Source organism: Lentzea miocenica (assembly GCF_033949945.1).
Classification (GTDB): Bacteria; Actinomycetota; Actinomycetes; order Mycobacteriales; family Pseudonocardiaceae; genus Lentzea; species Lentzea miocenica.
This window is the reverse complement of sequence record NZ_JAXAVW010000013.1, coordinates 150,470-175,559: the sequence shown is the minus strand read 5'-3', so window position 1 is coordinate 175,559 and position 25,090 is coordinate 150,470. Positions and strand designations below refer to the sequence as shown.

General features: G+C 70.2%; 19 protein-coding genes and 1 pseudogene. 11 read left to right on the top strand and 9 right to left on the bottom strand.

The window, feature by feature from the left end; genetic code table 11:
* Positions 1-27: 27 nt before the first annotated feature.
* The 3 genes and pseudogenes from SK803_RS17565 to SK803_RS17555 form a co-directional block, all read right to left on the bottom strand.
* The gene (locus SK803_RS17565; RefSeq protein ID WP_319967090.1) at positions 28-924 is read right to left on the bottom strand and encodes an alpha/beta hydrolase family protein; all 897 of its coding nucleotides are present in this window, start codon (positions 922-924) and stop codon (positions 28-30) included.
* Between the two features lie 35 nt (positions 925-959).
* Positions 960-1,223, bottom strand: coding sequence for a hypothetical protein (locus SK803_RS17560; protein ID WP_319967089.1), 264 nt, complete (start codon positions 1,221-1,223; stop codon positions 960-962).
* Between the two features lie 24 nt (positions 1,224-1,247).
* A pseudogene (locus tag SK803_RS17555) lies at positions 1,248-1,733 on the bottom strand (GMC oxidoreductase); the annotation flags it as partial.
* 161 nt (positions 1,734-1,894) lie between these two features.
* Between SK803_RS17555 and SK803_RS17550 the strand changes: the two are divergent.
* The 5 genes from SK803_RS17550 (at position 1,895) to SK803_RS17530 (ending at position 8,971) form a co-directional block, all read left to right on the top strand.
* Positions 1,895-2,959, top strand: a complete 1,065-nt coding sequence (locus SK803_RS17550; protein WP_319967088.1) for an AraC family transcriptional regulator — start codon at positions 1,895-1,897, stop codon at positions 2,957-2,959.
* Positions 2,960-3,032: 73 nt separating this feature from the next.
* Positions 3,033-4,256 (top strand): extracellular catalytic domain type 2 short-chain-length polyhydroxyalkanoate depolymerase, encoded by a 1,224-nt coding sequence (locus tag SK803_RS17545; RefSeq protein ID WP_319967087.1) that lies wholly within the window; start codon positions 3,033-3,035, stop codon positions 4,254-4,256.
* 93 nt (positions 4,257-4,349) lie between these two features.
* Entirely contained in the window at positions 4,350-7,124 is a 2,775-nt protein-coding gene (locus SK803_RS17540) for an AIR synthase-related protein (protein WP_319967086.1), read from the top strand.
* Entirely contained in the window at positions 7,121-7,789 is a 669-nt protein-coding gene (locus tag SK803_RS17535) for a phosphoribosylformylglycinamidine synthase subunit PurQ (RefSeq protein ID WP_319967085.1), read from the top strand. The genes SK803_RS17540 and SK803_RS17535 overlap by 4 nt, the downstream gene beginning before the upstream one ends.
* A gap of 87 nt (positions 7,790-7,876) precedes the next feature.
* The gene (locus SK803_RS17530; protein ID WP_319967084.1) at positions 7,877-8,971 is read left to right on the top strand and encodes a serine hydrolase domain-containing protein; all 1,095 of its coding nucleotides are present in this window, start codon (positions 7,877-7,879) and stop codon (positions 8,969-8,971) included.
* Here the strand turns inward: SK803_RS17530 and SK803_RS17525 are convergent.
* Positions 8,943-10,343, bottom strand: a complete 1,401-nt coding sequence (locus tag SK803_RS17525) for a helix-turn-helix domain-containing protein (protein ID WP_319967083.1) — start codon at positions 10,341-10,343, stop codon at positions 8,943-8,945. The two genes, SK803_RS17530 and SK803_RS17525, sit on opposite strands and share 29 nt — an antisense overlap.
* Positions 10,344-10,490: 147 nt before the next feature.
* On the opposite strand from SK803_RS17525, the gene SK803_RS17520 reads away from it, so the two are divergent.
* Genes SK803_RS17520 through SK803_RS17495 form a run of 6 tightly spaced genes read left to right on the top strand, consistent with a single transcriptional unit; the run spans position 10,491 to position 16,124 of the window.
* The gene (locus tag SK803_RS17520) at positions 10,491-11,504 is read left to right on the top strand and encodes an amidohydrolase family protein (protein WP_319967082.1); all 1,014 of its coding nucleotides are present in this window, start codon (positions 10,491-10,493) and stop codon (positions 11,502-11,504) included.
* Positions 11,501-12,154, top strand: a complete 654-nt coding sequence (locus SK803_RS17515; protein WP_319967081.1) for an iron-sulfur cluster assembly protein — start codon at positions 11,501-11,503, stop codon at positions 12,152-12,154. The genes SK803_RS17520 and SK803_RS17515 overlap by 4 nt, the downstream gene beginning before the upstream one ends.
* Positions 12,151-13,176 carry an NAD(P)-dependent alcohol dehydrogenase gene (locus tag SK803_RS17510; protein WP_319967080.1) on the top strand — a complete coding sequence of 342 codons (1,026 nt, stop codon included), beginning with the start codon at positions 12,151-12,153 and terminating at the stop codon, positions 13,174-13,176. The genes SK803_RS17515 and SK803_RS17510 overlap by 4 nt, the downstream gene beginning before the upstream one ends.
* Positions 13,177-13,226: 50 nt before the next feature.
* On the top strand, positions 13,227-13,712 hold the full coding sequence (locus tag SK803_RS17505) for a magnesium transporter CorA family protein (RefSeq protein WP_319967079.1): 486 nt from the start codon (positions 13,227-13,229) through the stop codon (positions 13,710-13,712).
* Positions 13,709-14,695 carry a hypothetical protein gene (locus SK803_RS17500; RefSeq protein ID WP_319967078.1) on the top strand — a complete coding sequence of 329 codons (987 nt, stop codon included), beginning with the start codon at positions 13,709-13,711 and terminating at the stop codon, positions 14,693-14,695. The genes SK803_RS17505 and SK803_RS17500 overlap by 4 nt, the downstream gene beginning before the upstream one ends.
* A 37-nt stretch (positions 14,696-14,732) precedes the next feature.
* Positions 14,733-16,124, top strand: coding sequence for a toll/interleukin-1 receptor domain-containing protein (locus SK803_RS17495; RefSeq protein ID WP_319967077.1), 1,392 nt, complete (start codon positions 14,733-14,735; stop codon positions 16,122-16,124).
* A 3-nt stretch (positions 16,125-16,127) separates the two neighbouring features.
* Here SK803_RS17495 and SK803_RS17490 read toward each other — a convergent pair whose 3' ends face one another.
* The 5 genes from SK803_RS17490 to SK803_RS17470 form a co-directional block, all read right to left on the bottom strand.
* The gene (locus tag SK803_RS17490; protein ID WP_319967076.1) at positions 16,128-18,731 is read right to left on the bottom strand and encodes a PKD domain-containing protein; all 2,604 of its coding nucleotides are present in this window, start codon (positions 18,729-18,731) and stop codon (positions 16,128-16,130) included.
* 253 nt (positions 18,732-18,984) lie between these two features.
* Complete coding sequence (locus tag SK803_RS17485) at positions 18,985-21,582, bottom strand: PKD domain-containing protein (protein WP_319967075.1); 2,598 nt, start codon at positions 21,580-21,582, stop codon at positions 18,985-18,987.
* Entirely contained in the window at positions 21,579-23,798 is a 2,220-nt protein-coding gene (locus SK803_RS17480; RefSeq protein WP_319967074.1) for a transglutaminase TgpA family protein, read from the bottom strand. Before SK803_RS17480 ends, SK803_RS17485 begins: the two co-directional genes overlap by 4 nt.
* A complete protein-coding gene (locus SK803_RS17475; RefSeq protein ID WP_319967073.1) occupies positions 23,795-23,959 on the bottom strand; it encodes a hypothetical protein in 165 nt (54 codons plus the stop codon). Before SK803_RS17475 ends, SK803_RS17480 begins: the two co-directional genes overlap by 4 nt.
* Positions 23,956-25,089 carry a DUF58 domain-containing protein gene (locus SK803_RS17470; RefSeq protein WP_319967072.1) on the bottom strand — a complete coding sequence of 378 codons (1,134 nt, stop codon included), beginning with the start codon at positions 25,087-25,089 and terminating at the stop codon, positions 23,956-23,958. Before SK803_RS17470 ends, SK803_RS17475 begins: the two co-directional genes overlap by 4 nt.
* Between the last annotated feature and the right edge of the window lies 1 nt (position 25,090).

Here is a 25,090-nt window from a genome sequence, read left to right as displayed (position 1 = left end):
ACACCGTCGCCGCGCTCATCGAGGTCGCTACTCGGAGCCCTCGAACGTGACGGCCGGATCGGTGCGGGCCGGTTGTCCCCACACGAGGTCACGGGCGGCGGGGTCGCCCGTGAGGTAGTGGCGGAACCACGACGTCGTCACGCGTCTGGCCGCGGTGAGCTGGGCCGCGCGGGTGATGGAACCGTTGTCGCAGAACAGACCTGAGGAGTCCATGAAACCGCAGTGCGATCCGCCGGTGATGGTGCGCAGCTGCTTCGACGGCGGCTTGGCGGTGAAGATCGGCCGCTGGTGCTCGGCGGGAGGCGCGATCGTGTCCTGCGAGCCGGCGAGGAACTGCGCCGGGACCGAGAGGGTCGATGCCGCGGCCTTGGCCGACGGGTTCGTCTCCGCGGCCGCGTAGGTCGAGACGGACCTGATCTTCGGGTTGCGGGCGGCCGCGAGCACGGCGGCGCCTCCGCCCATGGAATGTCCGGCGACGCCCAGCGCCGCGGTGCTGATGTGGTCGCGGAAGCGGGAACCGGTGGTGGTGTCCTGGGCCACGAGCCATGCCAGCCCGGTGTTGAGGTCGTCGGCGAACGCGCTGTGGCTCGGGCTGAGGCCGCCCTGCGTGGTCGGCACGATCACGACGAAGCCCCACGACGCCAGGTGGTTGTTGGTGCTCGTGTACTTCGAGGTGGCCTGGAAGAAGCCGTGGCCGAAGGCGATCGCGGGGAACCGGCCGGTCGCCACCGGCTGGTTCGTCCCGGCGGCCGTGGCGGGGTAGTGGACGCGGGCCGGCACGGATCGGCCGCCCGCAACGGCGGTGACATCGCTGTACGCCACCGGATACGAGCCGGGCAGCCCGTAATCCGGCGGCGCGGCCAACGCGTCCGGCGTGGCCAGAACGGAGGCCACCAGGGCAAGTGTCATCGCGAGCACTCGCATGACCGCTCCTCGTGAGTTGGGTGGATCTGCAGGGATCAGGGCGCGCCGAACCGCATGCGCAGGTTCGTGACCGCGAGGTGCAGGCGTGGCCGGGCCGCGGTGAGCCGTGCCGGCAGTCTTGGTGCTGTGCGCGGGCTTTCCTCCGCGCTGGCGATGGTCTCGGCGGTGAGGCGCTGTTCGAACGTGAAGTCGGCCAGCTGCTTGGGAATTCCCCACATCACAACGGCGCCACGCCCGGCGGTAGCAGGGGTATCGCCGGGCGCGGTGCCGTCCACACCGTGAGCCAACCCTGGCCGCACAGGTCCCACGGTGCCGCAGGAAAGTCAGAGGGCATCGGTCACCCGCAGGGCCGCCGGGGCATGAGCCGGAACAGCGGGGCGACGTGGGGCCACGGCACGGAGCCGCGCGTAGGGCTCGCCGATCGGTGGACGGGGATACGGCTCACCCTTGTTGGGCCACAACGACATCGCCCGCTCGGCGAGGGCCGTGATGGTCAGCGCGGGATTGACGCCGAGGTTCGCCGGGATCGCGGACCTGTTCACGACGTGCAGCCCGGGGCGACCGTGCATCCGGTGGTACGGGTCGACCACTCCGGTCGCGGGCGAGTCGCCGATCACGCAGCCACCGATGAGGTGCCCGGTCAGCGGGACGTCGGCCAGGTGGGTCCACGCGCCCCTCGCGACGCCGCCAGTGCGGTCCGCCAGTCGCCGCGCCGGGATCCACGAGGGGTTCGGCGCGCCTTCGCCCTGCCTGGTGGTCATGCGCCCGCTCTTCCACGTCGTGGTGAGCGAGTTGTCCAGGCTCTGCATCCGGTCGAATCCGGTTCTGTGCAACGACAAAGCCACGCCGAGACCGCCGAATCCGGCACCGGTGACCACCACCTCGGGGTTCTGTCGCACCGCGCCGACGTTAGGCAGAACCACCCGTTCGCACCAGGACAACGGCGGCCGGGCAATTGACAATCGCGGCCATGAGGACGCTGGCCGAACCCGTGATCCGGCACTGGGACTTCCCGCGCGGCATCGCGAGCGTGGCGCTTCTGCTGCGTTTCGGCGCCGAGCACGGTCTGTCGCGGGAAGCGTTGCTCGACGGCAGCGGCCTCACGCCGGAGCGGCTGGCCGACCCGGCGGCGGAGATCAACGCCCACCAGGAACTCGCGGTGGTGCGCAACCTGGCCGCCTGCCTGTCCCACGCCGGGGTGGCCGCGGGCCGCCGCTACCACGCCACCACGTTCGGCGTGCTCGGTCACGCGTTCCTCAGCGCCGCCACGGTGCAGGACGCGATCGACGTGGCGGTGCGCTACCTCGACCTCAGCTTCGCCTTCACCGCGCCGGCCGCCGTGCTGGACGGCGACCGGCTGGTCATCTCGCTGGAGCCCGGCGCGTTGCCCGGCGACGTGGTGCCGTTCCTCGTCGAACGTGATCTCGCCGCCATCCACACGGTGATCGGCGAACTCGTGACCGGTGACGTTCCGGTGCTGTCCGTCGACCTCGCCCATCCCGCACCGGCCGACACCCGCGAGCACGAGGAGGTGTTCGGCCTCCTGCCCCGGTTCTCCGCGTCGCGCAACCAGTCCGTTGTGGACGCTTCGGTGTTGACGAGGGCTTTGCCGCTGGCCAGCCCGGAAGCGAACGCGCTGTGCGAGCGGCAATGTCAGGACCTCGCCGCCCGGCGCCGCGGGAAGCCAGGCGTCGCGGGGGAAGTCCGCAGGGTGCTGGAGCTGTCGGTGAGGTTCGGGGAGACGATGCCCGTCGTGGCCCGCGCCCTGGGGCTGAGCCCGCGGACGCTGCGCCGCCGGCTGAACGAGTCCGGCACCAGCTACCAGGCACTGCTCGACGAGGTCCGGGCCGAGCGCGCCGTGGTCCTGCTCGCCGGTGCGTCGGTCGAACAGACGGCGACCCAGCTCGGTTTCGCCGAGGCCGCCAGCTTCATCCACGCGTTCCGCCGTTGGTACGGCACGACACCGGCACGATATGCGCACTCGCCGGTCGGTCCTATGGTGCTGCCCAACGTCATTCGGCCGCGCGAGGTATAGGCCGCACACGTGGTGCGGCTCACTTCCGGTTCCTAGCCTCGACGCTGTCCTGCCTGCAATGACGGAGGCGAACATGCGATTGAGGAACGTGTTCCTGGCACTCGCGGCGGCCACCGGCCTGGCCGCGACCTCACTGGCGATGTCGACGGCGGCGGTCCCGCCACCGCAGTCCGGCACCCTCACGAAGTACGACATCACCGGCACGTACGTCAGCGGGTTGTCGTCCGGCGGCTATCTCGCCAACCAGCTCCACGTCGCGTACTCCGGTGTCTTCCAGGGCGCGGGCATCTTCTCCGCCGGTGCCTACGACTGCGCCCAGAACAACCTGAACACCGCCCTGTACGCGTGCATGGACACGCTGCAGGCGCGCAAGACGCCGGCCGAGCTGGAGCAGCTGACCAGAAGCCGGGCGGCGGCGGGCACCGTCGACCCGGTGCAGAACCTGTCCGGTGACCCGGTGTGGCTGTTCCACGGCACCGCCGACCAGACGGTCGCGCAGGTGGTGAACGACGACCTCGCCACCTACTACCGCGACTTCGGCGCGAGGGTCGCCTACAACAACGCGAGCGCGGCCGGGCACGCCTGGGTCAGTCCGATCGGGCCGAACAGCTGCGGGTCCACGTCGTCGCCGTACGTCAACAAGTGCGGCACCACCGATCCGGTGAGGGAGATGCTGGGGCACCTGTTCGGGCAGGTCAACGCCGCGGCCACGACGTTGTCCGGCAAGCTCGTCCAGTTCGACCAGGGCCGGTACGTGCCCGGCGGCAACCCGGCGCCGGTCAGCATGGGCCGGGAGGGCTTCGCCTACGTGCCACGGGCGTGCGAGGCCGGGCCGTGCAAGCTGATGGTGACGCTGCACGGCTGCTACCAGTACTACGGCCTGGTCGGCAACGCGTTGATGGACAAGGGCTACCTGAACGAGTACGCCGACACGAACAACATGATCGTGCTCTACCCGCAGGCCACCACGATGAGCGGCAACCCGCGTGGCTGCTGGGACTGGTGGGGCTACCAGTCGGCGCAGTACCCGCTCAAGACCGGGCCGCAGATGACCGCCGTGGTGAACATGGTCAAGGCGCTGAGCACCGACGGACCGCCGCCGACGACCACGACCACGACGCCGCCGGTCGCGGAGTGCGTCACCGCGAGTAACTACGCGCACACCACCGCTGGTCGCGCCTACGTCACGTTGGGACAGACGTACGCGCTCGGCTCCGGCCAGGCGCTCGGCCTGTGGAACACCTTCACCACCAGCGGCATCCGGCAGACCTCACCGAACTACTGGGTGAAGTGCTGAACGGAGGTTCGCCCGATTGGCGGGGTACTTCCACGTGCCCCGCCGCCGTTTAGGACAATCTCTCCTGACGCCCCGTTCTGCCCAGGAGGATTGTTGATCCACAAGTTCTCGGTTCGCTCCGCGGGGATCGCGGAGCCCGACATCCGTGAGCTCGGCCGATCGTGGGAGCTCGACGACCTCGAGGTGTGGCGCGACTACTACGTCGAGTTCGAGGGCGCGCCGGAGCCGTCCGCGCTGAGCGACGTGGCCGCGGTGCTCGGTGACCAGCTCGACGTCCAGGTCACCCTGGACGAGCCGCTGGAGCCGGGCGCCGTGCAGGTCGCCTACAAGCGCGGTGTGGTCGACAACGAGAGCGACTCGATCATCACCGTGTGCGCCCTGCTCGGCGTCAAGGCGCGCGCGGGCAAGGTCGCCACCACCTACCGGTCCGCCTCGCCCCGGCTGCGCGACCTGATCGCCTCGACGCGGTTCAACGCGACGATCGAGGAGCTGCACGACGAGGAACCGAAGTACGACACCCTCGTGCCGCAGGGGCACTACGAGTCGGCCGTCCAGCACGACCTGCGCGGACTCGACGACGCCGCGCTGACCGAGCTGGGCCTGGCCGGCGGCCGCAACCTCTCGCTCGCCCAGATGCGTCACGTGCAGCACATCCAGGAGACGCTCGGCGACGAGTTCGTCACCGACGTCCTGCTGGAGGCCCTCGACGCGCGCTGGAGCGACCACTGCGCGCACACCACGTGGAAGTCGCTGGGCAGCCTGCTCGGCCGGCTCGTGCAGGCCGCCAAGGACGTCGACAACCCGAACGTGCTGAGCATGTTCCACGACAACGCGGGCGTCTGGGACTTCTACGACGGCCACGCGATCGCGATCAAGGCCGAGACGCACAACGGCCCGTCGGCGATCTCCGGTTACTTCGGCCAGCTCACCAAGCTCGGCGGCGTGTTGCGCGACATCCTCGGCACGGGGCTCAGCGCCGACCCGATCGGCAGCTTCGAGTACACCGCGATCGGCGAGCCCGAGGCACCCGCGCCGATCAAGGGCAGGCCGGACGCGCGCAGGCTCGCCGGTGAGACGATCCGGGCGATCAAGGAGTACGGCAACACCTTCGGCGTGCCGATGATGTCGTCGCGCATGACGTTCCACCCCGCGTACCGCGCCAAGCCGTTCGCGCTCGGCGGCAGCATCGGCCTGCTGCCGGTGTCGGCGGCGCAGCGCGGCACCCCGCGGCCGGGCGACTTCGTCGTGCTGATCGGCGGCCTGACCGGCAACGAGGGCATCCACGGCGCGTCCGCCAGTTCGGCGGGCGCCACGATGGACACGGCCGCGGTGCAGATCGGCGCGCCGCTGGAGCAGGTCAAGTTCCGCAAGGCGCTGATCGAGCTGCGCGAAGAGGGCTGCATGAGCGCCCTGACCGACGTCGGTGGCGCGGGCCTGAACAGCGCCGTCGGTGAGATCGGCGAGGCGTGCGGCGTGTGGATCAACACCGCGCTGGTGCCGCTGAAGACCGCGGCGCTGCCGATGTGGCGGATCCTGCTGTCGGAGTCGCAGGAACGCATGCTGCTCGCCGTGCCGCCGGAGCACCAGGAGCGCGCGAAGAAGATCCTCGACCGGCACATGGTGCGCTCGACGGTCATCGGCCGGTTCGCGGACACGGGTCGTTACCACGTGTTCCACGCCCCGGATCTGACCGAGGAAGCCCTGATCGCCGCCGCGCCCGACGCGGTGCCCGCGCACCAGGGCGAGACCGGCTTCGACGTGTCGTACGACCTGCTGGACATCGAGGTCGAACGGCAGGAGGTCGGCCCGCCGCCGCGTCCCACCGGTGCTCCGGAGTGGCCGTCTCTGGCCCCCGCGGAGCTCGCCGGGCTGCTGGAGCAGGTCGTCTCCGACGCTGAGGTGGCGTCCCAGCACCACGCGGACTCCCAGTACGACTCCACGGTCCAGGGAAACACCTGGTACGGCCCGCATTACGGCACCGAACAGGCCGTTCGCACGGGCTACTGGGCGGGCACCCCGGTCGCGGGTTCGCCTGCCGCCGCCGTGCTGAACACCGCGTTCAACCCGTGGATGTTCGACGCCGACCCGGTCGCCGCGACGCGCCAGATGTTCTGCTCCGCGATCGCGGGCCAGGTGCTCGCGGGTGTCGCGGTGCGGGACATCTGCATGTGCGACAACTTCTACACCCCGCACCTGTCCGAGAACTGGCGTGAGTGGCTGGTCGGCATGGTCGACGAGCTGGCCGGGCTGGTCCGGCACTTCGGCGTGCCGCTGATCTCGGGCAAGGACTCCTCGGCGGGCTCGGTGCAGACCGACGAGGGCCTGGTCAGCGTGCCGCCCGCGGTGTTCCTCAGCGCGCTGGGCAAGGTGCCGCACCGCGACAACCTGCTGCCGGAGCAGTGGACCACACCGGGCAACGTGCTCGTGCGCGTCGGCCTGGAGACCTCCTCGCCGGTCGGCACGGTGGCCGCTCGCAAGCTGGGCCTGCCGTCCGGCGGGCTGGACGACCTGGCACTGTCCGATGTGGACAGCTACCTGACCGCGCTGGCCGCGAGCAGGACCCTGTTGCGCAGCGGTGCCCGCATCGGCGCCGGCGGCGTCGCGGCCACGCTCGCCCAGGGCGTGCTGGCCAGCGGTACCGGTGTGCTGCTGGAGTCCGCGACCACCGAGTCGCTCTTCGCCGAGCACCGCGTCGGCGCGGTCGTCGAGGTGTCCCCGGACGACGTGGGCCGCCTGCCCGCCGAGCTCAACCCGGTCGTGCTCGGCACGCTCGCGGCGGGCTCCGGCATCACGCTCGACGGCACTGACCTGTTCACCCCGGCCGCGCGCGACGGCTGGTTCCACTCGTTCACGGCGAGGATCGCATGAAGCCGACCGTCAACGTCCTGTACCTGCCCGGCACGAACTGCCAGGAGGAGACCGTCCGAGCGTTCGCGGAGGTCGGTGCGACCCCGCGGATGAGGTTCGCGGCCGACCTGCTGGCGGGTGACGACCGGCTCGACGACGCCGACATCCTCTGCATCCCCGGCGGGTTCTCGTTCGGCGACCACCTCGGCGCGGGTGCGGTGGCGGGCGCGTTGCTGCGCAGCCACCTCGCGGACCAGTTCGAGGCGTGCCGCACGCGTCCGCTGATCGGCATCTGCAACGGCTTCCAGATCGCCGTGCGCGGAGGCTGCTTCGGCAAGGTCGGGCTGAAGGTCAACAGCGCCGGCACGTTCCGCAACGAGGAGAACCAGCGGCACGTCGTCGACACCGACAACGACAGCCCGTGGCTCACCGGACTCGGCGGCCAGACCCTCTCCTTCCCGTGCGCGCACGGCGAAGGCCGCTTCGACCCCGGTAGCGAGACCTCCGGTTACCGCGTCGCACTGCGCTACGAGAAGGACTCCAACCCGGACGGGTCGTTCGAGGACGTCGCGGGCATCACGAGCCTGGACGGACTGGCGTTCGGGCTCATGGACCACCCGGAACGGGCGGTGGACCGCGAGGTGCGGCTGGCGTTCTTCGAGAACGGCGTGCGCGCGGTTCGTTGACCGCAGAACGGCTTGGTGCTGGCCCTACCGCGAGCGCGGGGGCCAGCGCCATGGCCGTGACTCGGTCACCACGGCACGGTGGTGATCATGAAATCACTCCTGATCGCGGCCGTGGTCGCGGTGACTCCTTTACCGCCGCTGCAACCGGAACTGCTGCACGCGGCCATCGCGGATCTGAACCACCCGGTCGTGACTTCCGCGCAGCTGCGGGTGTCCGGCGAGGCAGGCCGCTGGTACGGCGCCGAAGGCTTCGCGGACCAGCGGCGTCCGGTCCGGCCGGACGACCGGTTCCGGATCGGCAGCGTCACCAAGGTGTTCGTGGCGACGGTGGCCCTGCAACTCGTGGCGGAACGCCGGCTCAGCCTGGACACGAAGGTCCGCCACTACTTCCCCGACCTGCCGGAGTCCGTCGACGCGGTGACGGTCGGGCAACTCCTGAACCACACCAGCGGAATCCCGAACGAGGTCGGCTACCCGGACCTCGGCTCGCCGGAGAAGGTCCTCGCACACCGCTACGACCGGTGGACGCCCGAGCAGCTCAGGGCGTTGATCCCGCCGACCGAGCCGAAGTTCGTGGCCGGCACCAAGCAGGAGTACCGGGGCATCAACTACCTGCTCGCCACGATGATCATCGAGAAGGTCGCCGGCCGGGACCTCGCCGCCGAGGTGCGCGAGCGGGTCACCCGACCGCTCGGCTTGACCAGGACCTATGTGCCGGGCCGGAACGAGACCCGGATCCGCGGCGCGCACGTGCACGGCTACCTGAACGTGCCCGGCCAGGGCGTGGTGGACGTCAGCACCTACAACTCGTCGAGGGCGCACGGCGAGGGCGACATGATCTCCACGACCGGTGACCTCACTCGGTTCGCCGCGGCGTTGTTCGGCGGGCAGCTGGTGCGGGAAGACCTGCTGGAGAAGATGTTCACCGTGCCGAAGGTGTCCATGATGGACGGTTCGCCCGCCTCGTACGCCACGGGCCTGCAGACGTTCACGATCAACGGCATCACGGTGTGGGGCAAGACGGGGGAGTGGTACGGCTACAACGCCGGTGTGTTCTCGACGCGGGACGGGCAGCGGCGCATCGCGTACTCGTTCACCCCGACCGCTCGCGACGCCGCGCAGCAGCAGATGACGCTGCGGATCGCGAACGCCGTCACCAGCCCCGCAGCTGATCGGCCTTGATTCCGTACTGCGCCATCTTCCGGTAGATCGTCGCCCGCCCGATGCCCAGCTCGGCCGACGCCTGCGCGATCGTCGCCCCCGGCGCGGTCAGGCAGCGCACGATCTCGTCGCGTTCCAGTGCCTGCAGTCTGCTCAGGCGATGGCCGACGCTGGTGAACACCTCCGCGGGCAGGTGGTGCACGTCGATCACGTCCGAGCGGGCGGCCGCCGCGCGCACGACCTGGCGCAGCTGGCGGGTGTTCTCCGGCCATTCGTACGACAGCAGGGCTCTCGTCGCGGCCGAGGTGAAGGTGACCTCGCGGCCCCGGTCGCGGTGGGCGAAGTAGTGGGCCAGCGGCAGGACGTCGTCCGGGCGGAAACGCAGTGCGGGCGCTTCGACCACGACGTCCACCAGTGGTGCCAACGCCTCTGGCAGGTCGTCGGTGGCGGTGAGTGCGAAGCCGGTCAGCAGTGGCGCGAGGGCCGAGGCCGCCCACGCCGGCAGTGCGTCCACGTCCGAGACGATCACGCAGGTGTCGTCTTTGCCCAGTTCGGGGGTCCAGAGGCGCAGCCACATGTCGACGTCGTCGGGGGCCGGTGGGCGGGCGTTGAGCAGGCGTTCGCGGGGGCGGACCGTGCGGCGGGCCAGCGTGGCGAGCGCTGTTCTGCCCGATCCCGGTTCGCCCACCACCGCTACCACGCGGTCCTGGCGCATGGCTTCGACCGCGGTCGCCACGGAGGTGGTCCAGGCTGTCGACAACCGCGGTGGTTCCGCGCGGTCGGCGTAGACGCGGAACACCTCGCCGCGCGGGGTGGGGCGGGCCCTGCGGCCTGACTTGCGGGCCAGCATCAACGCCGCCGTGTTGCCCGCCGTTGCCTGGGCCAGTGCCAGTAGCAGGTCCGACGACTGGTCGGACCAGGTCGTGAGGTTGACGCTGCCGGCCAGGGCGCCCGACACCGGGTCGAGGACCGGCACCGCCGCGCAGGTGTAGCCGCGCAGGCCGGTGCAGTAGTGCTCGTCGGCGCGCACCAGGGAGGCGGTGCGGTCGGCCAGGGCGAGGCCCAGGCCGTTGGTGCCGGCGTTGTTCTCGGCGAAGTAGAAGCCAGGGGCCAGGTGGACGCGGTCCAGGGAACGGGTGATCGCGGTGTCGGTGCACAGCCTGGTCAGGACCAGGCCCTCGTGGTCGGTGATCATCAGGCTGATTGGCTCGTTGGACAACGTGGCGTGCAGGCCGCGCAGCACCTCGTGGCCGCATTCGTAGAACAACGACGTGGTGTCGACCGTGCCGGTGAAGACCGGCATCACCTCGTTCTCGGGCACGCCGTACCGCTCGCTGCGCAGCCACGAGGCCCGCAGGCGCTGCGGGATCGCGGCCAGCTGCCGGTCGTCCACGTCGACCTCCTCGTCGAGTGTTCCGCCCTCAGCCTACGACTCGCCGGTTCGCCGGTCGCGGATCCAGATGTCTCAAAGTGAGACACCGGGTGGGTCCCTGAGCTGCGCCGATCTTCATAACGTCTGCCTCGACCACTGGAGGCGGCCATGTACTCGAAGGACGGCGAGAACTACTTCATCGTCGACGCGCACATCGCGCTCTGGGACGCCCGCCCGGAGAACCAGCGCAACATCCACGGCAAGCAGTTCATCGACTGCTTCTACGACTACCACCGCAACCTCTCGCCGGAGGAGGAGGTGTGGTCGTACGAGGAGTACCTGTATCAGGGCGGCGAGCGTCTGATGAAGGACCTGTTCGACGACGGGTACGTGGATCACGCGATCTTCCAGCCGGCTCACCTGGGTGCCTTCTACCACAACGGTTTCGGCCAGACGGAGGAAGCGTTCGCGCTCACCTCCGAGCACCCGGACAAGCTCACCTACAACCACTGCTGGGATCCGCGCCGCGAGCAGCAGGGGCTCGACGACCTGAAGCGCGACGCCGAACGGTTCGGGCTCAAGGGAGTGAAGCTCTACACCGCCGAGTGGTACGGCGACTCGCGCGGCTGGCGGCTCGACGACCCGTGGAACTACCGGTACCTGGAAACCGCGCAGGAACTGGGGATCCGCAACATCCACATCCACAAGGGGCCGACGATCCGGCCGCTGGACCGCGACGCGTTCGACGTGGCCGACGTCGACCACGCGGCGACGGACTTCCCCGAGCTGAACTTCGTGATCGAGCACTGCGGGCTGCCGCGACTGGAGGACTTCTGCTGGATCGCCACGCAGGAACCGAACGTGCACGCGGGTCTCGCGGTCGCGATGCCGTTCATCCACACCCGGCCGCGCTACTTCGCGCAGATCGTCGGCGAGCTGCTGTACTGGCTGAACGAGGACCGGATCCAGTTCTCCAGCGACTACGCGCTCTGGACGCCGCGCTGGCTGATCGAGCGGTTCGTCGACTTCCAGATCCCCGCCGACATGACCGAGTACGCGCCGCTCACCGTGGCGCAGAAGAAGAAGATCCTCGGCCTGAACGCGGCCCGGATGTACGACATCCCGGTGCCGGCCGGTCTCGACATCGCGCCGGTCGAGCAGGAGGCGGTGTCGGTCGCATGATCGCCGCGGCCTGGAAGGCGCTCGGCGAGGTGATGGATCCCGAGCTGGACGAGCCGATCACCACGCTCGGGTTCGTGCGGGCCGTCGCGCTCGCCGGTGACGTGCTGACCGTCCACTTGCGACTGCCGACCGCCTTCTGCTCGCCGAACTTCGCGTACTTGATGGCATCGGACGCGAAGGACGTGCTGCGCGGGCTGGCACCGCACGTGGTCGTGGTGCTGGACGACCACCACGACTCGGACGTGATCAACCGCGGGATCGCCGCTGACGCCGGGTTCGTCGGCACCTATGGCGCGGAGGCGTCGCGCGAACTGGAGGACCTGCGGTTGACGTTCCAGCGCAAGGCACATGCGGCCGCGATGGAACGGGCCGTGCGGGACGTGCCGGTGGATCGGCTGAGGTCGCTGACGTTGCGGGACCTGCCGGCCGGCAAGGCGGCGGAGGCGTTGCGGCGCAGGCGGTCCGCGCTCGGGTTCGACCTCGGTCCTGACGCGTTGGTGCTGGTCGACGACAACGGCGTGCCGCTGCCGCCGGGCCAGTTGCCGCTGCGGCTGCGGTTCGCGCGGTCGGTCGGTATTTCCATCGAGGGCAACGCGCACTTCTGCCGCGGCCTGCTCCGCACCCGTTACGCCATGGAGGGAACGTCATGAAGGCCGTCCAGGTAGTCGGCTACCACAAACCGTTGCAGCTCACCGAGGTCGACGAACCTCGGGCGACCGGCCCGTTCGACGTGGTGGTGCGCGTCGGAGGCGCGGGGGTGTGCCGCACCGACCTGCACATCCTCGAAGGGCAGTGGGCGGAGAAGTCCGGGGTGACGCTGCCGTACACGATCGGCCACGAGAACGCGGGCTGGGTGCACGCGGTCGGCCCGGCCGTCACGAATGTGGTGGTGGGCGACAAGGTGATCGTGCACCCGCTGATCACGTGCGGCCTGTGCCGGGCCTGCCGCAGCGGCGACGACGTGCACTGTGTCGCGTCCCAGTTCCCCGGCATCGACACCGCCGGCGGTTACGCGGAGTACCTCAAGACGTCGGCGCGTTCAGTCGTGCGGATCGACGACGCGCTGGAGCCGTCCGACGTGGCCGCGCTCGCCGACGCGGGACTCACGGCCTACCACGCGGCGGCCAAGGCGGCGCGCCGGTTGCGGCCGGGCGACCGGTGCGTGGTGATCGGCGCCGGCGGGCTCGGGCACATCGGCGTGCAGGTGCTGAAAGCGTTGACAGCGGCCGAGATCCTCGTCGTGGACCGCAACCCGGACGCGGTGAAGCTCGCCTCCGCGATCGGCGCCGACCACGGCGTGGTGGCGGACGGCTCGCACGTGTCCGCCGTGCTCGACCTGACCGGCGGCAACGGCGCCGAGACGGTGATCGACTTCGTCGGCGAGGGCGGGGCGACGCGCGACGGCGTGGCGATGCTGCGGCGTGCGGGCGACTACCACGTGGTCGGCTACGGCGAGAACATCGACGTGCCGACGATCGACATCATCTCCACCGAGATCAACCTGATCGGCAACCTGGTCGGCTCCTACAACGACCTGTGCGAGCTGATGGTGCTGGCGGCACAGGGCAAAGTCACGCTGCACACGCAGAAGTACCCGCTGGAGCGGTTCCAGGACGCGATCGACGACCTCGACAACGGACGGGTGCGCGGCCGGGCCATTCTCACGCCCTGACGGGTCGTTCGGGCTGTAACGCTCCGCGTGGCCAGATGGATGAACATGCCATGGGTTTGGTCACTGTGGAGGGCAACGGTGTCAGGTTCAGCGAGGCGGTGGCGCGCGTCACCGACTCGCTGGGCCCGCTCGGTCCCGCTGCCCGCTGTGTCGCCGAGTCGTACGCGCTGGGTGCCGAGATCGACCGGATCGGCGAGTCCCGGGCCTCGCACGACAAGGAGATCAAGCTGGCGGTGCTGGACCAGCGCCGCCGGGAGTCCAGCGCGACGTTGCGCAGCATGCAGAAGGAGCTGGGCCGCGCGGACAAGAGCGCGGCGGCGTTGCGGGAGTGCATGGTCAACATGCAGCGCGCGACCGTGAAGCCGGGTCTGGAACTGGCTGAACGCCGCGCGTACATCGACCTGACCCGGCACTTCACCACGATGCTCGTCCAGCACCACACCGAGCTCACCGGTGGCGTCGCGAACGTCATCGACAAGGTGCTCAACGGGTCCGGCGCGGCCGCCCTCGCCCCGCGCCGGGGCAGGCGCCGGTGAGCCGTCGTGGTGGCGGCGGCGGGTGCGCGCTCCTGCTGTTCGCCGTGTTCTTCGGGCTGCCGCTGACCATGGTGCTGGTGGCCCCCGCGGTCGCGGCGCGCATCTACGTGGACGATCTGCCGCAGCAGGCGTCCTACCTGCATGAATGGCTGTGGGGCTCGGCCGCCGCGGTGCCGTTGGGCATGCTCGCGGTCCGGTCAGCGCACAAACGCGGCGGAAGGCTGCGCAGGTCGTCGTTGCCGAAGCGGTGGCTGGGCCTGCTGGAGCGCGCCCTGGTGCTGCTGGCCGTGCTGAACGTCTTCACGTTCGTGGCGATGCAGCCCGGTGAGCACGTGATCAACGACGGCCTGACCCTGTTCGGCGGCGCGGCGCTGGCCGGCCTCGCAGTGCTCTTCGTGATGCGGTTGTGGGACCGCCGCGAGCGCCGGGTCACGGTCCAGGAAGTCCGTGCGGCGGCAGCCGAAGCCGACCGCGCGCTCCAGCGCGTCCGTTCCGAGAACGCACGGGTGCGCCGCCAGGCCGAGCAGGTGCAGGCACGCCTGGTGAAGCTCCAGGCCCGCGGCCCGGCCCGTGGTGCGGACGTCGAGTTCCACTCGCTGCGCGTCTTCCACCGCGAGTCGTACCAGTGCGCCGACACCGCCCACATCGCCTACCACTCCGCGCAGACCTCGATGCGCACGATGTCGAGCCTGGTCCGCCGCGCCCGCCGGGCACCGCTGCAGCTGACCGTCAGCAAGCGGGCCCGCGCCGAGATGCGGGCCGCCGCGGACCACCTGGCGAGCTCACACGGCGAGCTGCGGTCCCAGGTCGACCAGGGCCTCGACATGGTCCGCTCGCTGAACGCGAACACGTCCGAACTGAAGCACGAGATCCGCGACAGCTGCGGCCGCCAGGGGCAAGAATGGTTCGAGGCGCTGGAGGAGCGCATCGAGCAGGCCCGTGAGGAACGCCGGGTGGTAAACCGCTTTGGAGGCGGTCAGTAATCTCCTCGCCACAGCCTCACGTGAGAGGGTTTGGGCGATGCCTGGCGTGTTCGTCAACTACCGCACCGGAGACGGTGAATGGGCCGCTGCCCTGGTGAAGCGGGAGTTGAGCGCGCGCTTCGGCGCTGACCAGGTCTTTTACGCCAGCCAGTCGATCCGCCTCGGCGAGGACTTCTCCCGCGAGATCCTCAGCGGACTGCGCCGGTGCGAGGTGCTGCTGGCCCTGATCGGCCCCCGCTGGGTGGGCGCGGTGGACCGCGAGGGCGTCCGCCGCCTCGACAAGCCCGACGACTGGGTGCGCCGCGAGATCCTCGAGGCCTTCGACTGCGGGCTGCGGGTCATCCCGGTCCTGATGGACGGCATCGACCCGTTGCGCGAGGCGGACCTGCCGGACGCGTTGAAGCGCGTGGCCCGCTGCCAGTACCTGCGCATCCACCACCGCAGCGACGACCTCGACCTGCCCCGCCTGGTCGACGAACTGGTCGAACTGGTCCCGGAACTGGTCGCGCCCAGGCGCGCCGCCCCGTCGTCGATCCGCTCGGACCGGCCGGCCGAGGGCGAGCTGCGCAGCACCATCACCGAGTTCCGGCAGGCGCTGGCCGAGCCGGTCGGCCAGACCGTGCACGAACGCGTCCAGGCGGCGGCCTCGGCCGTGCTCGAGCTGCAGACCGAGTCGCGCTACCCCGTCTCAGGGCATCTGGACGAGAGCGAGGTCCCCGCCGCGCTGGAGAAGCGGCTCACCGCCTACGAGCACGACATGGCGCCACTGCTGCGCCTCGTCGCGATCGGCGTGCGGTCCGGCGACCGGCGGCACGACGAGCTGTGGACCGCCCTGGTCGAACGCTTCCTGCGCCCCGAGTCACGGCACCGCGGCGCACAGGACGTGTGGGTCAACGCGACGGCGTACCCGGCGCTGCTGCTGACCTACGTGATCGGCGTGGCAGCCGTGGCAGCGGGCCGGGAAGACCTGGTGCACCGCCTGCTGTGCCGCGCGTCGGCCACCGGAACCGACGGGCGGACGACGCCCGTGCTGCGAGCCCTGGCGCTGCGCAACGTCGTCGACCCACGCCACGCCGCGGCGCTTCCCGCGTGGGGCGGCGCGCCTCCTCATCAGGCCTTGAGCGTGCAACTGCGGCAGGTGCTGAGCCGCGTGTTCTTCAACGTCGTGGACGGCGCCGCGTTCGACTGGGCCTTCGCGGACTTCGAGTTCCTGCGCAGCCTGCTCGAACTGCACGACGCGCCGTTCTCGTCCCTCGGCGAGTTCGCCGTGCGCCTCGAACACGACGACTCGGTCATCTACCAGCGCAACGCGGCCCGGTTGGACGCGGACTCGGCGTTGCTGCGGGCCGGGGCGTTCGGCGGCGATCCCGGCCAGGTCGCGGTGGCGTGGCGTGAGCTGCGCCAGGCCACCCGGGCCCGGTACTCCTAGCCGTCACGGAAGGTCTTCCAACACGACCAGGTTGAATCCCTCGCCTGTGGCGTAGTCAAGTACGCCGTGGTCGTACTCGGCCGGAATCGTCAACTCGCCATCCAAGTTGTTCCCTCCCCATCCGATGAGAGAACCGTCCGCTTTCTGGGCCAGGATGTGCCATGCGCCGGTGTCGATCGAGACGACACCGCTCTTGGCCGCGGCCGGTACGGTGTAACTGTTGCGCCTGTTGAGACCCCAGAAGACGACCGAGCCGTCCGCCTTGAGCGCCAGTGAATACATGGTCCCCGCGGCGATGGCGACCACGCCGCTGGACGCCTCGGGCGGTGCCTCTATCTCAGCCCCTTCGAACCTGCCCCACGAGACGATCGAGCCGTCAGCCTTCAGCGCCATGTTGTGATACGGGCCAGAGGCAATGGCGGTCACACCGCTCTTCGCCGCTTCCGGAACCGGGAGCGGACCGTAGGGAGTGTGGCCCCACCCGACGACGGACCCGTCCGACTTCAAGACCAGGTTCTGATAGGGCCCGGCGGCGATCGCCACCACGTCGTGCTTGGCTTCCGAGGGCACGGTCGCCTGGCCGAATTCGTCTCGACCCCAGGCGATCACGGAACCGTCTGCTTTCAACGCCAGGTTGTGGTACCCGCCGGCGGCGATCGCGACCACTCCTGTCAAGGCTTCTGGTGGCACCGTTGCCTCTATCGCTGCAGGGTCGCCCCAGGCGAGCACGGATCCATCCGACTTCAACGCCAGACTGTGAGAGCCGCCACCGTCGACCGCGATCACACCGCTCTCGGCTGCTTGAGGGATTTTCAACGCGCCGGCGAAGTCGCGGCCCCAGCCTTTGACTGCCCCTCGCGCAACGGTGAACTGCCGGGAGGACTGAGCAGTTCTGGTTCCGCGCGTGATGGTGAGCGAGACGGCGTAGACGCCTGGAGTCACGAACCTGTGCTCGAACTCGGCTGTCTGTGCGGTGGCCTCGGTGGTGAGGCCGCCAGTCTTGGTGACTGTCCACCTCCACCTGTCCGGCTTTCCTGCGACGTCGGCGCTGAAGTGCACCGACTCGCCGATGACGGGCTTGGGCCGGTGGACGTTGAGCTGGGTGATGGCCGGGGGCGCGTCCGCCGGATCGATGGTGATCGTGGTTTCCGCGTGCGCCTTCGCGCCGGTGGCGAGTGTGGCCTCGGCTCGGACGGTGAAGACACCGGACCGCTGCCAGCTGTGGCTGACGGTGGTGCCGGTCGCCGCGGTGCCGTCGCCGAACGACCAGCGGATCGTGGCGTCGCCTGCCTGCGGCAGCACCATCGTCAGTTCGAAGTCTGTCCCGGTCGCTCCGCGGTTGCCCGGACTGACGGAGATGGACGCCGCGGGCTTCGGGGGCGTCACGACCTGGTTCTGCCGGGAGGTCACGACCGGTTGCCCGGAGATCCCCAAGCCGGGCTGCTGCTTGCGGTTCTCGACCTGCACGGCCTGATCCGCCCTCGCGCGGGGGTCAGAAGGCGATGGGGTGTCGCCCGCGGTCCCCTCGGTGTACTTCGTGATCGTGCGGACCTTGCCGTCCAGGTCCAGCACTCCGGCGGTGTTGCCGTAGGGGTCGTTGAAGAAAACGATGCCGTCGCGGGTGAGCAGCTCGAACCGGGTCGGCCGGTCGAAGAGCTCGCGCTGGGCGACGACCCGTGAGGTGGTGAGGTCGACGACAGTGGCCTGTCCGGTGGAGAGGTTGGGCACCACCGCGTGGTCGTTGATCTCGATCGGGGTCCCGAGTTCGGATCCTGGCGCGCTGACGTGCATCGGCTCGGAACAGGAGCCGGCGTCGAAGGTGCACACGGTGAGTTCCCCGCGAGCGCTGTTCGCGATGAGCAACCGTGACCGGCCGGCGGAACCGCTGAGGGCGATCGTCTCACCGGCTTTCAGTCCGGTGCTCAGTGATCGAGTGACGGCACCGGTGTCGGGGGAGAGCAGTTCCGCGGTGCCGCGTTCGGGATCCACCAGGGCGGGCAGGCCCGCGGTGATCGTGAGATGGCCTGATCTGGTCTCAGCGGTACGTGTGCGTCGTTCGCCGCCGGTCAGCCAGACGAGGTCGCCGGACTCGTCGTCGATCGCCCACAGCCGGTCGTGGCCGTCCACGACGACGCTGTCCGGCCTGAACTTCTCGGCCAGTTGCTGCCGGCCTCGCGGTGCGACGGTGTCCGGGTCGATCGAGCTGATCTCTCCATTGTGGACGTCCACGCCGTAGACCACGCCCTGTGCGGCCTTCACCAGGAGCCCTGGACTCGTGGGCAGGACCGCCGTCGACGGGGTGACGTCGTGAGTGGCGCCGTCGATGCGGCTCAGCACGCCGGTTTCCTGGTTCACGACCAGTGCGTCGCTGCCCCGCTGGGCGATGTTCAGCGCGGCACCGGGCTCGTCCACCTTCACCGAGGCCACCAGTTCCGCGGAGGCTCCGTCCGCCAGCACCACCTGGCCGGTCCGGTTGGACGCCAGCCAGACCGTGCCGGCGTGCATCCGCACCTGTGCGGCGTCGTACCCCGGCCCGGCCACGAGCACGGAGGCGGCAACCGTGGCTACGACGACGGCCGCCGTCACGAGCCGTGTGCGCTTGTTCATCTACGACCGCCCGCCATGTTCTCGTCCGATCACACCAGGACCAAGCTGAAGCGCTCGCCGCGAAGCCAGACATGTACCCCGTGGCGATCGCGGTGAACTGTCCGTTGTGGATGGATTCAGGCCGGATCGCGCCGAGTGCGAATGCACCTGTGCGGTGTCACACTCCCGTCCCATCAAGAGATCGGTCGCGATGGCAGCGGATGCCGCGGTGACAATCCGTCTTGCCAGAGGCGCTGTCGACGTCATCGGCCCCTCACACCAGGACCAGGTTGAACAGCATGCCTGACGCGATCTCCAGCACACCGCTGCTGTACTGCGGCGGCACCACCGGCGTGTAGTCGTACTCGGCTTTCCCCCAAGCGACCAAGGTTCCATCCGCCTTCAACGCCAAACCGTTCGTGACATAGGTGGAGATCGAGGTGATGCCACTCTTGGCGGCCTGGGGTACCGCGGTCTCGTTGTCGTAGTCCTCACCCCACCAGATGACCGAGCCGTCGGACTTCAACGCAATGGAAGTCATGCTCCCAGCGGCGATGGCGACCACCCCTTCGCGGGCCTCGGGCGGTACGTCAGTCGCGAAGCCTGCGTTGCCCCAGGCGATGACGGAGCCGTCCGTCTTCAGCGCCAGGCTGTGCCCCCCTCCACCGGCGATTGCGATCACGTCCTTCCCTGCCTCCGGGGGCACCTTCGTCTCTCCCCACGAGTCGAAGCCCCAGGAGATCACCGAGCCGTCCTTCTTCAGGACCAGGCTGTGATGATGGCCGGCGGCGATGGCGATCACATCGCGCTTGGCGGCGGGCGGCACCTCCCCCTGTCCGAACGACTCCTTGCCGCCCCAGGCGATGACGGTGCCGTCTGCTTTCAGTGCCAAACCGTGCATCATCCCGGCGGCGATGGCGATGACGCCGCTGGACGCCTCCGGAGGCACGTTCAACTCGCCTCTGTCGTTGGTGCTGCCCCAGGCGATCACGGAGCCGTCTGCTTTGAGCGCCAGGGGGTAGAAGCCCGCGTCGATCGCGATCACACCGCTTTGCGCCGCGGGAGGGATGTTCATCTGCCCCCGCCAGTTGTTGCCCCAGCCCTCGACCGCCCCGCGGGCGACGACGATCTCCCGGGAGGACGTGGCCGTCTTGGCTCCCCGTGCGACGGTGAGCGAGACGACGTACTTGCCCGCCGCGGCGAACCTGTGGCCGAACTCGGCCGTGCCCGCGGTGGCCTCCGGCGTTTGCTGACCTGGTTTGGTGACGGTCCACGTCCACGTGTCCGGGTTGCCGGAGGTGTCCGCGCTGAAGCGGACGAGCTCCCCGATGACCGGCCTGGGCCGCTGGAAGGACAGCTCGGCGATGCGCGGTGGCGCTCCGGCGAGATCGACGGTCACGGTGGTCTTGGCCATCACGCGCTTGCCCGAGTCGAGGGTGGCGATGGCTTCGACGGTGTAAATACCAGGCTGTTGCCAGCTGTGCCGGACGGTGGCGCCGTAGTCCTTGGCTCCGTCGCCGAACTCCCAGCCGGTGTTGGCGTTGGTGGCGGGTGTGAGCACCATGGTCAGCTCGAACTCGTCGCCGACCTCGCCCCGGCTGCCGGGTTTGACGACGATGGCCGCCTTCGGTTTCGCTGGAGCGGGGTCCGGCTTGCCGGGCTGGAGCGTCCGCCCCGGGAGCCCGAGACCCGGTTTGCGCTCGGGTTTGCCGACCTGCTGTGCCTGTTCGCGGGGATCGGGCTTGGGCGGGGGATTCTCGTCCTTCGACGGACCCTCGGTGTACTTGGTGATCGTCATGACGTCGCCGGTCAGCTTCAGCACCCCGGCCACGTTGCTGTTGGGGTCGTTGAAGAAGACGAATCCGTCGCGGGTCATCAGTTCGAACCGCGTCGGCTCGTCGAAGAGCAGGCGCTGGGCGACCACGGACCCGTCCGCGAGGTCGACGATGGTGGCTTGACCGGTGGAGTAGTCGGGCACCACCGCGTGGTCGTCCATTTCGACCGGGGCGCCGAACCGGGCGCCGTCCGCACCGATCTCGACGGGACGGCCGCAGGTGCCGGTGTCGAACGCGCAGGTGGTCAGCTCGCCGCGGGTGCTGTTCGCGATGAGCACCCGTGACCGGCCGGCGGACCCGCTGACGGCCACCTCGTCGCCGGGGTGCAGTTCCGGCTTCGCGGTCCGGGTGACGGCACCGGTCTCGGAAGAGAGCAGTTCCGCGGTGCCGCGTTCGGAATCCACGAGCACCGGCAGACCGCGGGTGACCGCGAGACGGCCTGTTCTGGTTGCTGCGGAACGGGTGCGTCGTTCGCCTCCGGACAGCCAGACCAGGTCACCGGTCTTGTCGTCGACGGCCCACAACCGGCCGCGGCCGTCCACGACGACGCTGTCCGGCCTGAGCGCCTCGGCCAGCTGCCTGGGCTCGCCCGCGGACCGCATCGTGTCCGGGTCGATCGAGATGACCGTTCCACTGTGGACGTTCACGCCGTGGACCACGTCCGGTGCGGGCAACACGATCAGCCCATCTGCTGCGGGGACGACGACCTCCGACAGGTCGACCTGCTCGGAGGCACTGTCGACGCGGATCAGCTGGCCGGTCTTCTGATTCGCCGCGAAGGCCGCGTTGTCGTGCTGTGAGACGCTCAATGGCGTGCCGGGTTCGGCGACCGGCGCGTGCGCGCGCACGTCGCCGGTGGTGCCGTCGACGAGCGACACCTCTCCGGTCCGGTTGGACGCCAGCCAGGCCGCGCCGCCGAACATCCGCACCCGTGCGGTGTCGTAGCCCGGCCCGGCCACGAGCACCGCCGCGACGACCGACGTGACAGCCGCGAACGCGACGAGGATCCGGGTGCGCCGCCGAGCCGCCGCGGTCATCGATACCGCCCCACTTCGAGGCTTTCCCGTGCCTGTCGTCGTTGTCGCGAGACGCTCCAGGCCGTCCACAGCGGACGCGGGTCCACGGCCGTGCGCAACCGTGTCGCGGATACGCGCTTGGGATGCAGGCGAGCGCGTAGATCGGCGACCAGGAGCCAGGCCTGGTCGGAGTCGGACTCGTCGATGCGTTCGGGCGCGTAGACCGCCGTGGTCGCCAGGTCCGCCGACTTCTCGACCAGCTCTCCCGCGTCACCGAGGGCGCCGCGGACGTGCCGGGCGACCTCGTGGAACGTGAGCGACACCGGGGCGGTGACACCGCGCTCGGTCAGCCGGTCGATCTGCTCCTGCCATGCACCGAGCACCCGCACCGCGTGATCGGGGTTCCGCCGGCGTCGCCTGCGGCGGCGGGCCTTGGCGATCGCGACGAGCCCGCAGGCGACCAGCAGGAGCAGCACCGAGGCGGCCACGACCAGCACGGTGCCGTCGCGGACGTTGTTCCAGCCGAACCCCGGTCCGTCGGCTGCCTGGACCGGCTGGGTCGCGGTCGGCGGTGCCTGCGTCGGTGTGGTGGTCGGGGCAGCCTGTGGTGGCACGACGCGGGGTACGTCCTGTGGCTGGGTCGGCGTGCTCCCGAAGTCGGAGCTGCTGGGTTCGAACGGTACCCAGCCGTAGCCGGCGAACCGCACCTCCGACCACGCGTGGGCGTCGCCGGTGGTGACGCGGAAGACGCCGCCCTGGTAGTTGCGCAGGCGGTAACCGACGGCGACCCTCGCCGGGAACCCCATCGCCCTGGCGAGCACGGTGAACGCCGCGGCGTGCTGCTCGGTGGAGCCGGTCCCGTTCTCCGCGGGGGCGAACAGGCGGGTGATGGCGGCGTAGGAGTGCCCCGGCGGCCGGTCCGGGTTCATGGTCACGCCCTGGAGGCGGGTCTCCAGGGCGACCAGCTTGTCGTACCCGGTGCGGTCGGCGAACTCGGCTGCCACCGCGCGCAGCGGTTCCGGCATGCCGCCGGGAAGCGACCGCGAGTGGCCGGGTGCCGCGGTGGCGGCCTGAGCCAGGCCGTCGTCCCGGACGCTGATCTCACCTGTGACGTCGTAGCTGAGTCCCTGCAACTTCGGCGCGGTGCTGACGACCACGCCCGAGGCCGGATCGAACCCGACCCGGCCGCGGCTGCCGCCGGTCGTGTCGAGTCGGGTTGGCCAGCCGATGACGGGCAGGTGGGGACCGGGGAGTTCCTTCAGCTCGACGTGCGCCGTCACCTGCTTGCCGCGGGTCAGCGCGGGGTCGGCCGTGAGATGGCTGCCCGCGACGCGGTAGCTGTCCTCCGAGGTCCAGGTGGTGCCGTCGAACACGTCCAGCGCGGCGGTGCGGATCCGGTCGACCTGCGTGTAGGACTCGATGTCGAGGCTCACGCGGAACAGTTCGCGGGCTGGGTGTTCGCCGAGCTGGCCCTTCAAGCGGGACAGCGGGGTGAGCGTGTCGGTGCTCGTGATCGGGGGCGCCAGCAGCTCGCGGACGTCGAACCGGCGTTCACCGGACGCGACCTGCCCGCCCATGACGCCGAACAGCGCGCTGGAGGCGATCATCACCCCCACGAGCCCGAGCGTGCCGAGCGACCGAGCCTGCTGCCGTTCGACCCGAACCGTGCCGGCACCGGTGGCGTGATGGGCACGGACCGCGACCAGGACCAGCGCAGCCAGCAGGAACACCACGGTGGCGGTCACGTGGCCGCCGGCCTGGTCGCCGACGACGAACACGGCGAACACGAACCCGGCCAGCGACGGCACCACCGGCGCCAGCACGTGGCGGGTACGCAGCACGAGCACGACCGACGTGAACGTCACCGCCCACATCACCCCTGCGGGCACCACGAGCAGTTCGCCCCACGGATCGGCGGGCACGGCGACGGCGAGCAGGCGGTTCCAGCTGCCGCGCACTCCGCCGAGAACGTCGGCACCGACGCCGTGGAAGACGCCGAAGACGATGACGACCGCCAGCCCCGCGATGGCAAGCAGGAGCGTCGCCCAGACCTTGCTGGCGCCCGATGCCGCCGTGACGCCGCCGATGAGACACGCGAGGCCCAGGGCGGGCAGGTAGCCAGGAGTGGCGAAGAAGTCGCGGTACACCAGTGCGCCGGCCGCGGATGCTGTGAGTGCCAGCGCTACCTCGGCGAGAGTGACGCCGGAGACGAGCGTGGTGAGCTTGCGGAACGTCATGGCCGCACCTGCCGAGTTCCGGCGGAAGCCGGGACGTCGATGCCGGGCAGCGGCGTTTGCCCAGCCGGTGCGGCGCCGGCGGCGAACGCCACGGACGGCATCTCCGCGGTGATCGGACCGCCGGTCGTAGTGCCACCGGGCACGAAGCCGTACGCCCTCACCGCAGCACCAGCCGGTTCCAGCTGGAGGCGAACTGGTCGCTGCTCGCCGCGGACACCGCGAGCACCCCGCGCGGCCGGGCCACCGGGTCCCCGGTGGTCAGCTGGGCGAGGCTGATCGAGAGGAACCTGGGGCGCAGCAACATGAGCAGTTGCGCGGTCACGGCTTCCACTCGGCCGGTGACGACGGTCAGCGCGACGCCCTGGGTGTCGGAGACCACGTCGCGCAGCTGGTCGGGGAGTGCGGCGAGCCCGCGGCCGGTGGCGTCCTTGTCCACTGTGGACAGGAACTCCAGGGCCGTCCTGGCGGATTCTCGTTCCACGGCAGCGGTTGTGCGCAGCCGGAACGGCAGCCCGGTGCTTTCGGCCGCCACGCAGAACGACGCGGCGATGCGCACGGCGTCTTCGAAGGACGCTGTCGAGTAGGGCGCGGCGCTCGTGTCGAGCACGACGAGTTGGCGGGGTTCGTCGGGCACCACGACCTGGCGGGCCATCACCGTGCCGGTGCGAGCCGTCGCGCCCCAGTGGATGCGCCGCCAGTCGTCGCCGGGCACGTACTCCCGCAGGCTGTGGAACGCGGCCCCACCGAGAGGTGCGCTGCTGTTGGTGGGGCCCTCGGCGTCCTGCGGGCCACCGGACGCGATCATGGCGAGCGGGTGCACTCGCGGGTAGACGTGCACGACCAGCTCGCTGCCGCGGGACTGGCCGCGGTGCAGGAGGCGCAACGGGTCGGAGTGGCCCAGCTCTACCGGGGGAATCAGGTAGCGGCCGCGCTTGGTGACCGGCAGCGCGTAGCCCACGGTGCAGCTGTCACCGGTGGCCAGGGCGGGTACTGGAACGGTGGTGCGGTGGCCGCCGACGGTCTCGGTGACCATCAGGGGTGGGCTGCGGCGGCGGCCCGCGTTCGTGACGGTCAGGGTGCCTTGGGCGGCGGTGCCTTCGAAGACGCGGTGTGGCCGGACCTCGCGCACGACCGTCAGGTGGGGTGCGGCCACCAGCCAGACGGCCGCCAGCAGCAGGGTCGCCGCGGCGGCCAGGCCGAGGGTGACCAGTTCGGGGTAGTCGGCCCAGACGCCGAGGGCCACCAGGGCCACCGCGGCGCAGGCCATCGCGGCGCCGGTTCTGGTCAGCACG

What these genes read in the sequence shown, in the direction of transcription:
- SK803_RS17565 (WP_319967090.1), bottom strand. Translation starts at nt 924, where the DNA reads ATGCGAGTGCTCGCGATGACACTTGCCCTGGTGGCCTCCGTTCTGGCC.
- SK803_RS17550 (WP_319967088.1), top strand. Translation starts at nt 1,895, where the DNA reads ATGAGGACGCTGGCCGAACCCGTGATCCGGCACTGGGACTTCCCGCGC.
- SK803_RS17545 (WP_319967087.1), top strand. Translation starts at nt 3,033, where the DNA reads ATGCGATTGAGGAACGTGTTCCTGGCACTCGCGGCGGCCACCGGCCTG.
- SK803_RS17535 (WP_319967085.1), top strand. Translation starts at nt 7,121, where the DNA reads ATGAAGCCGACCGTCAACGTCCTGTACCTGCCCGGCACGAACTGCCAG.
- SK803_RS17530 (WP_319967084.1), top strand. Translation starts at nt 7,877, where the DNA reads ATGAAATCACTCCTGATCGCGGCCGTGGTCGCGGTGACTCCTTTACCG.
- SK803_RS17520 (WP_319967082.1), top strand. Translation starts at nt 10,491, where the DNA reads ATGTACTCGAAGGACGGCGAGAACTACTTCATCGTCGACGCGCACATC.
- SK803_RS17515 (WP_319967081.1), top strand. Translation starts at nt 11,501, where the DNA reads ATGATCGCCGCGGCCTGGAAGGCGCTCGGCGAGGTGATGGATCCCGAG.
- SK803_RS17510 (WP_319967080.1), top strand. Translation starts at nt 12,151, where the DNA reads ATGAAGGCCGTCCAGGTAGTCGGCTACCACAAACCGTTGCAGCTCACC.
- SK803_RS17505 (WP_319967079.1), top strand. Translation starts at nt 13,227, where the DNA reads ATGGGTTTGGTCACTGTGGAGGGCAACGGTGTCAGGTTCAGCGAGGCG.
- SK803_RS17495 (WP_319967077.1), top strand. Translation starts at nt 14,733, where the DNA reads ATGCCTGGCGTGTTCGTCAACTACCGCACCGGAGACGGTGAATGGGCC.
- SK803_RS17490 (WP_319967076.1), bottom strand. Translation starts at nt 18,731, where the DNA reads ATGAACAAGCGCACACGGCTCGTGACGGCGGCCGTCGTCGTAGCCACG.
- SK803_RS17485 (WP_319967075.1), bottom strand. Translation starts at nt 21,582, where the DNA reads ATGACCGCGGCGGCTCGGCGGCGCACCCGGATCCTCGTCGCGTTCGCG.
- SK803_RS17480 (WP_319967074.1), bottom strand. Translation starts at nt 23,798, where the DNA reads ATGACGTTCCGCAAGCTCACCACGCTCGTCTCCGGCGTCACTCTCGCC.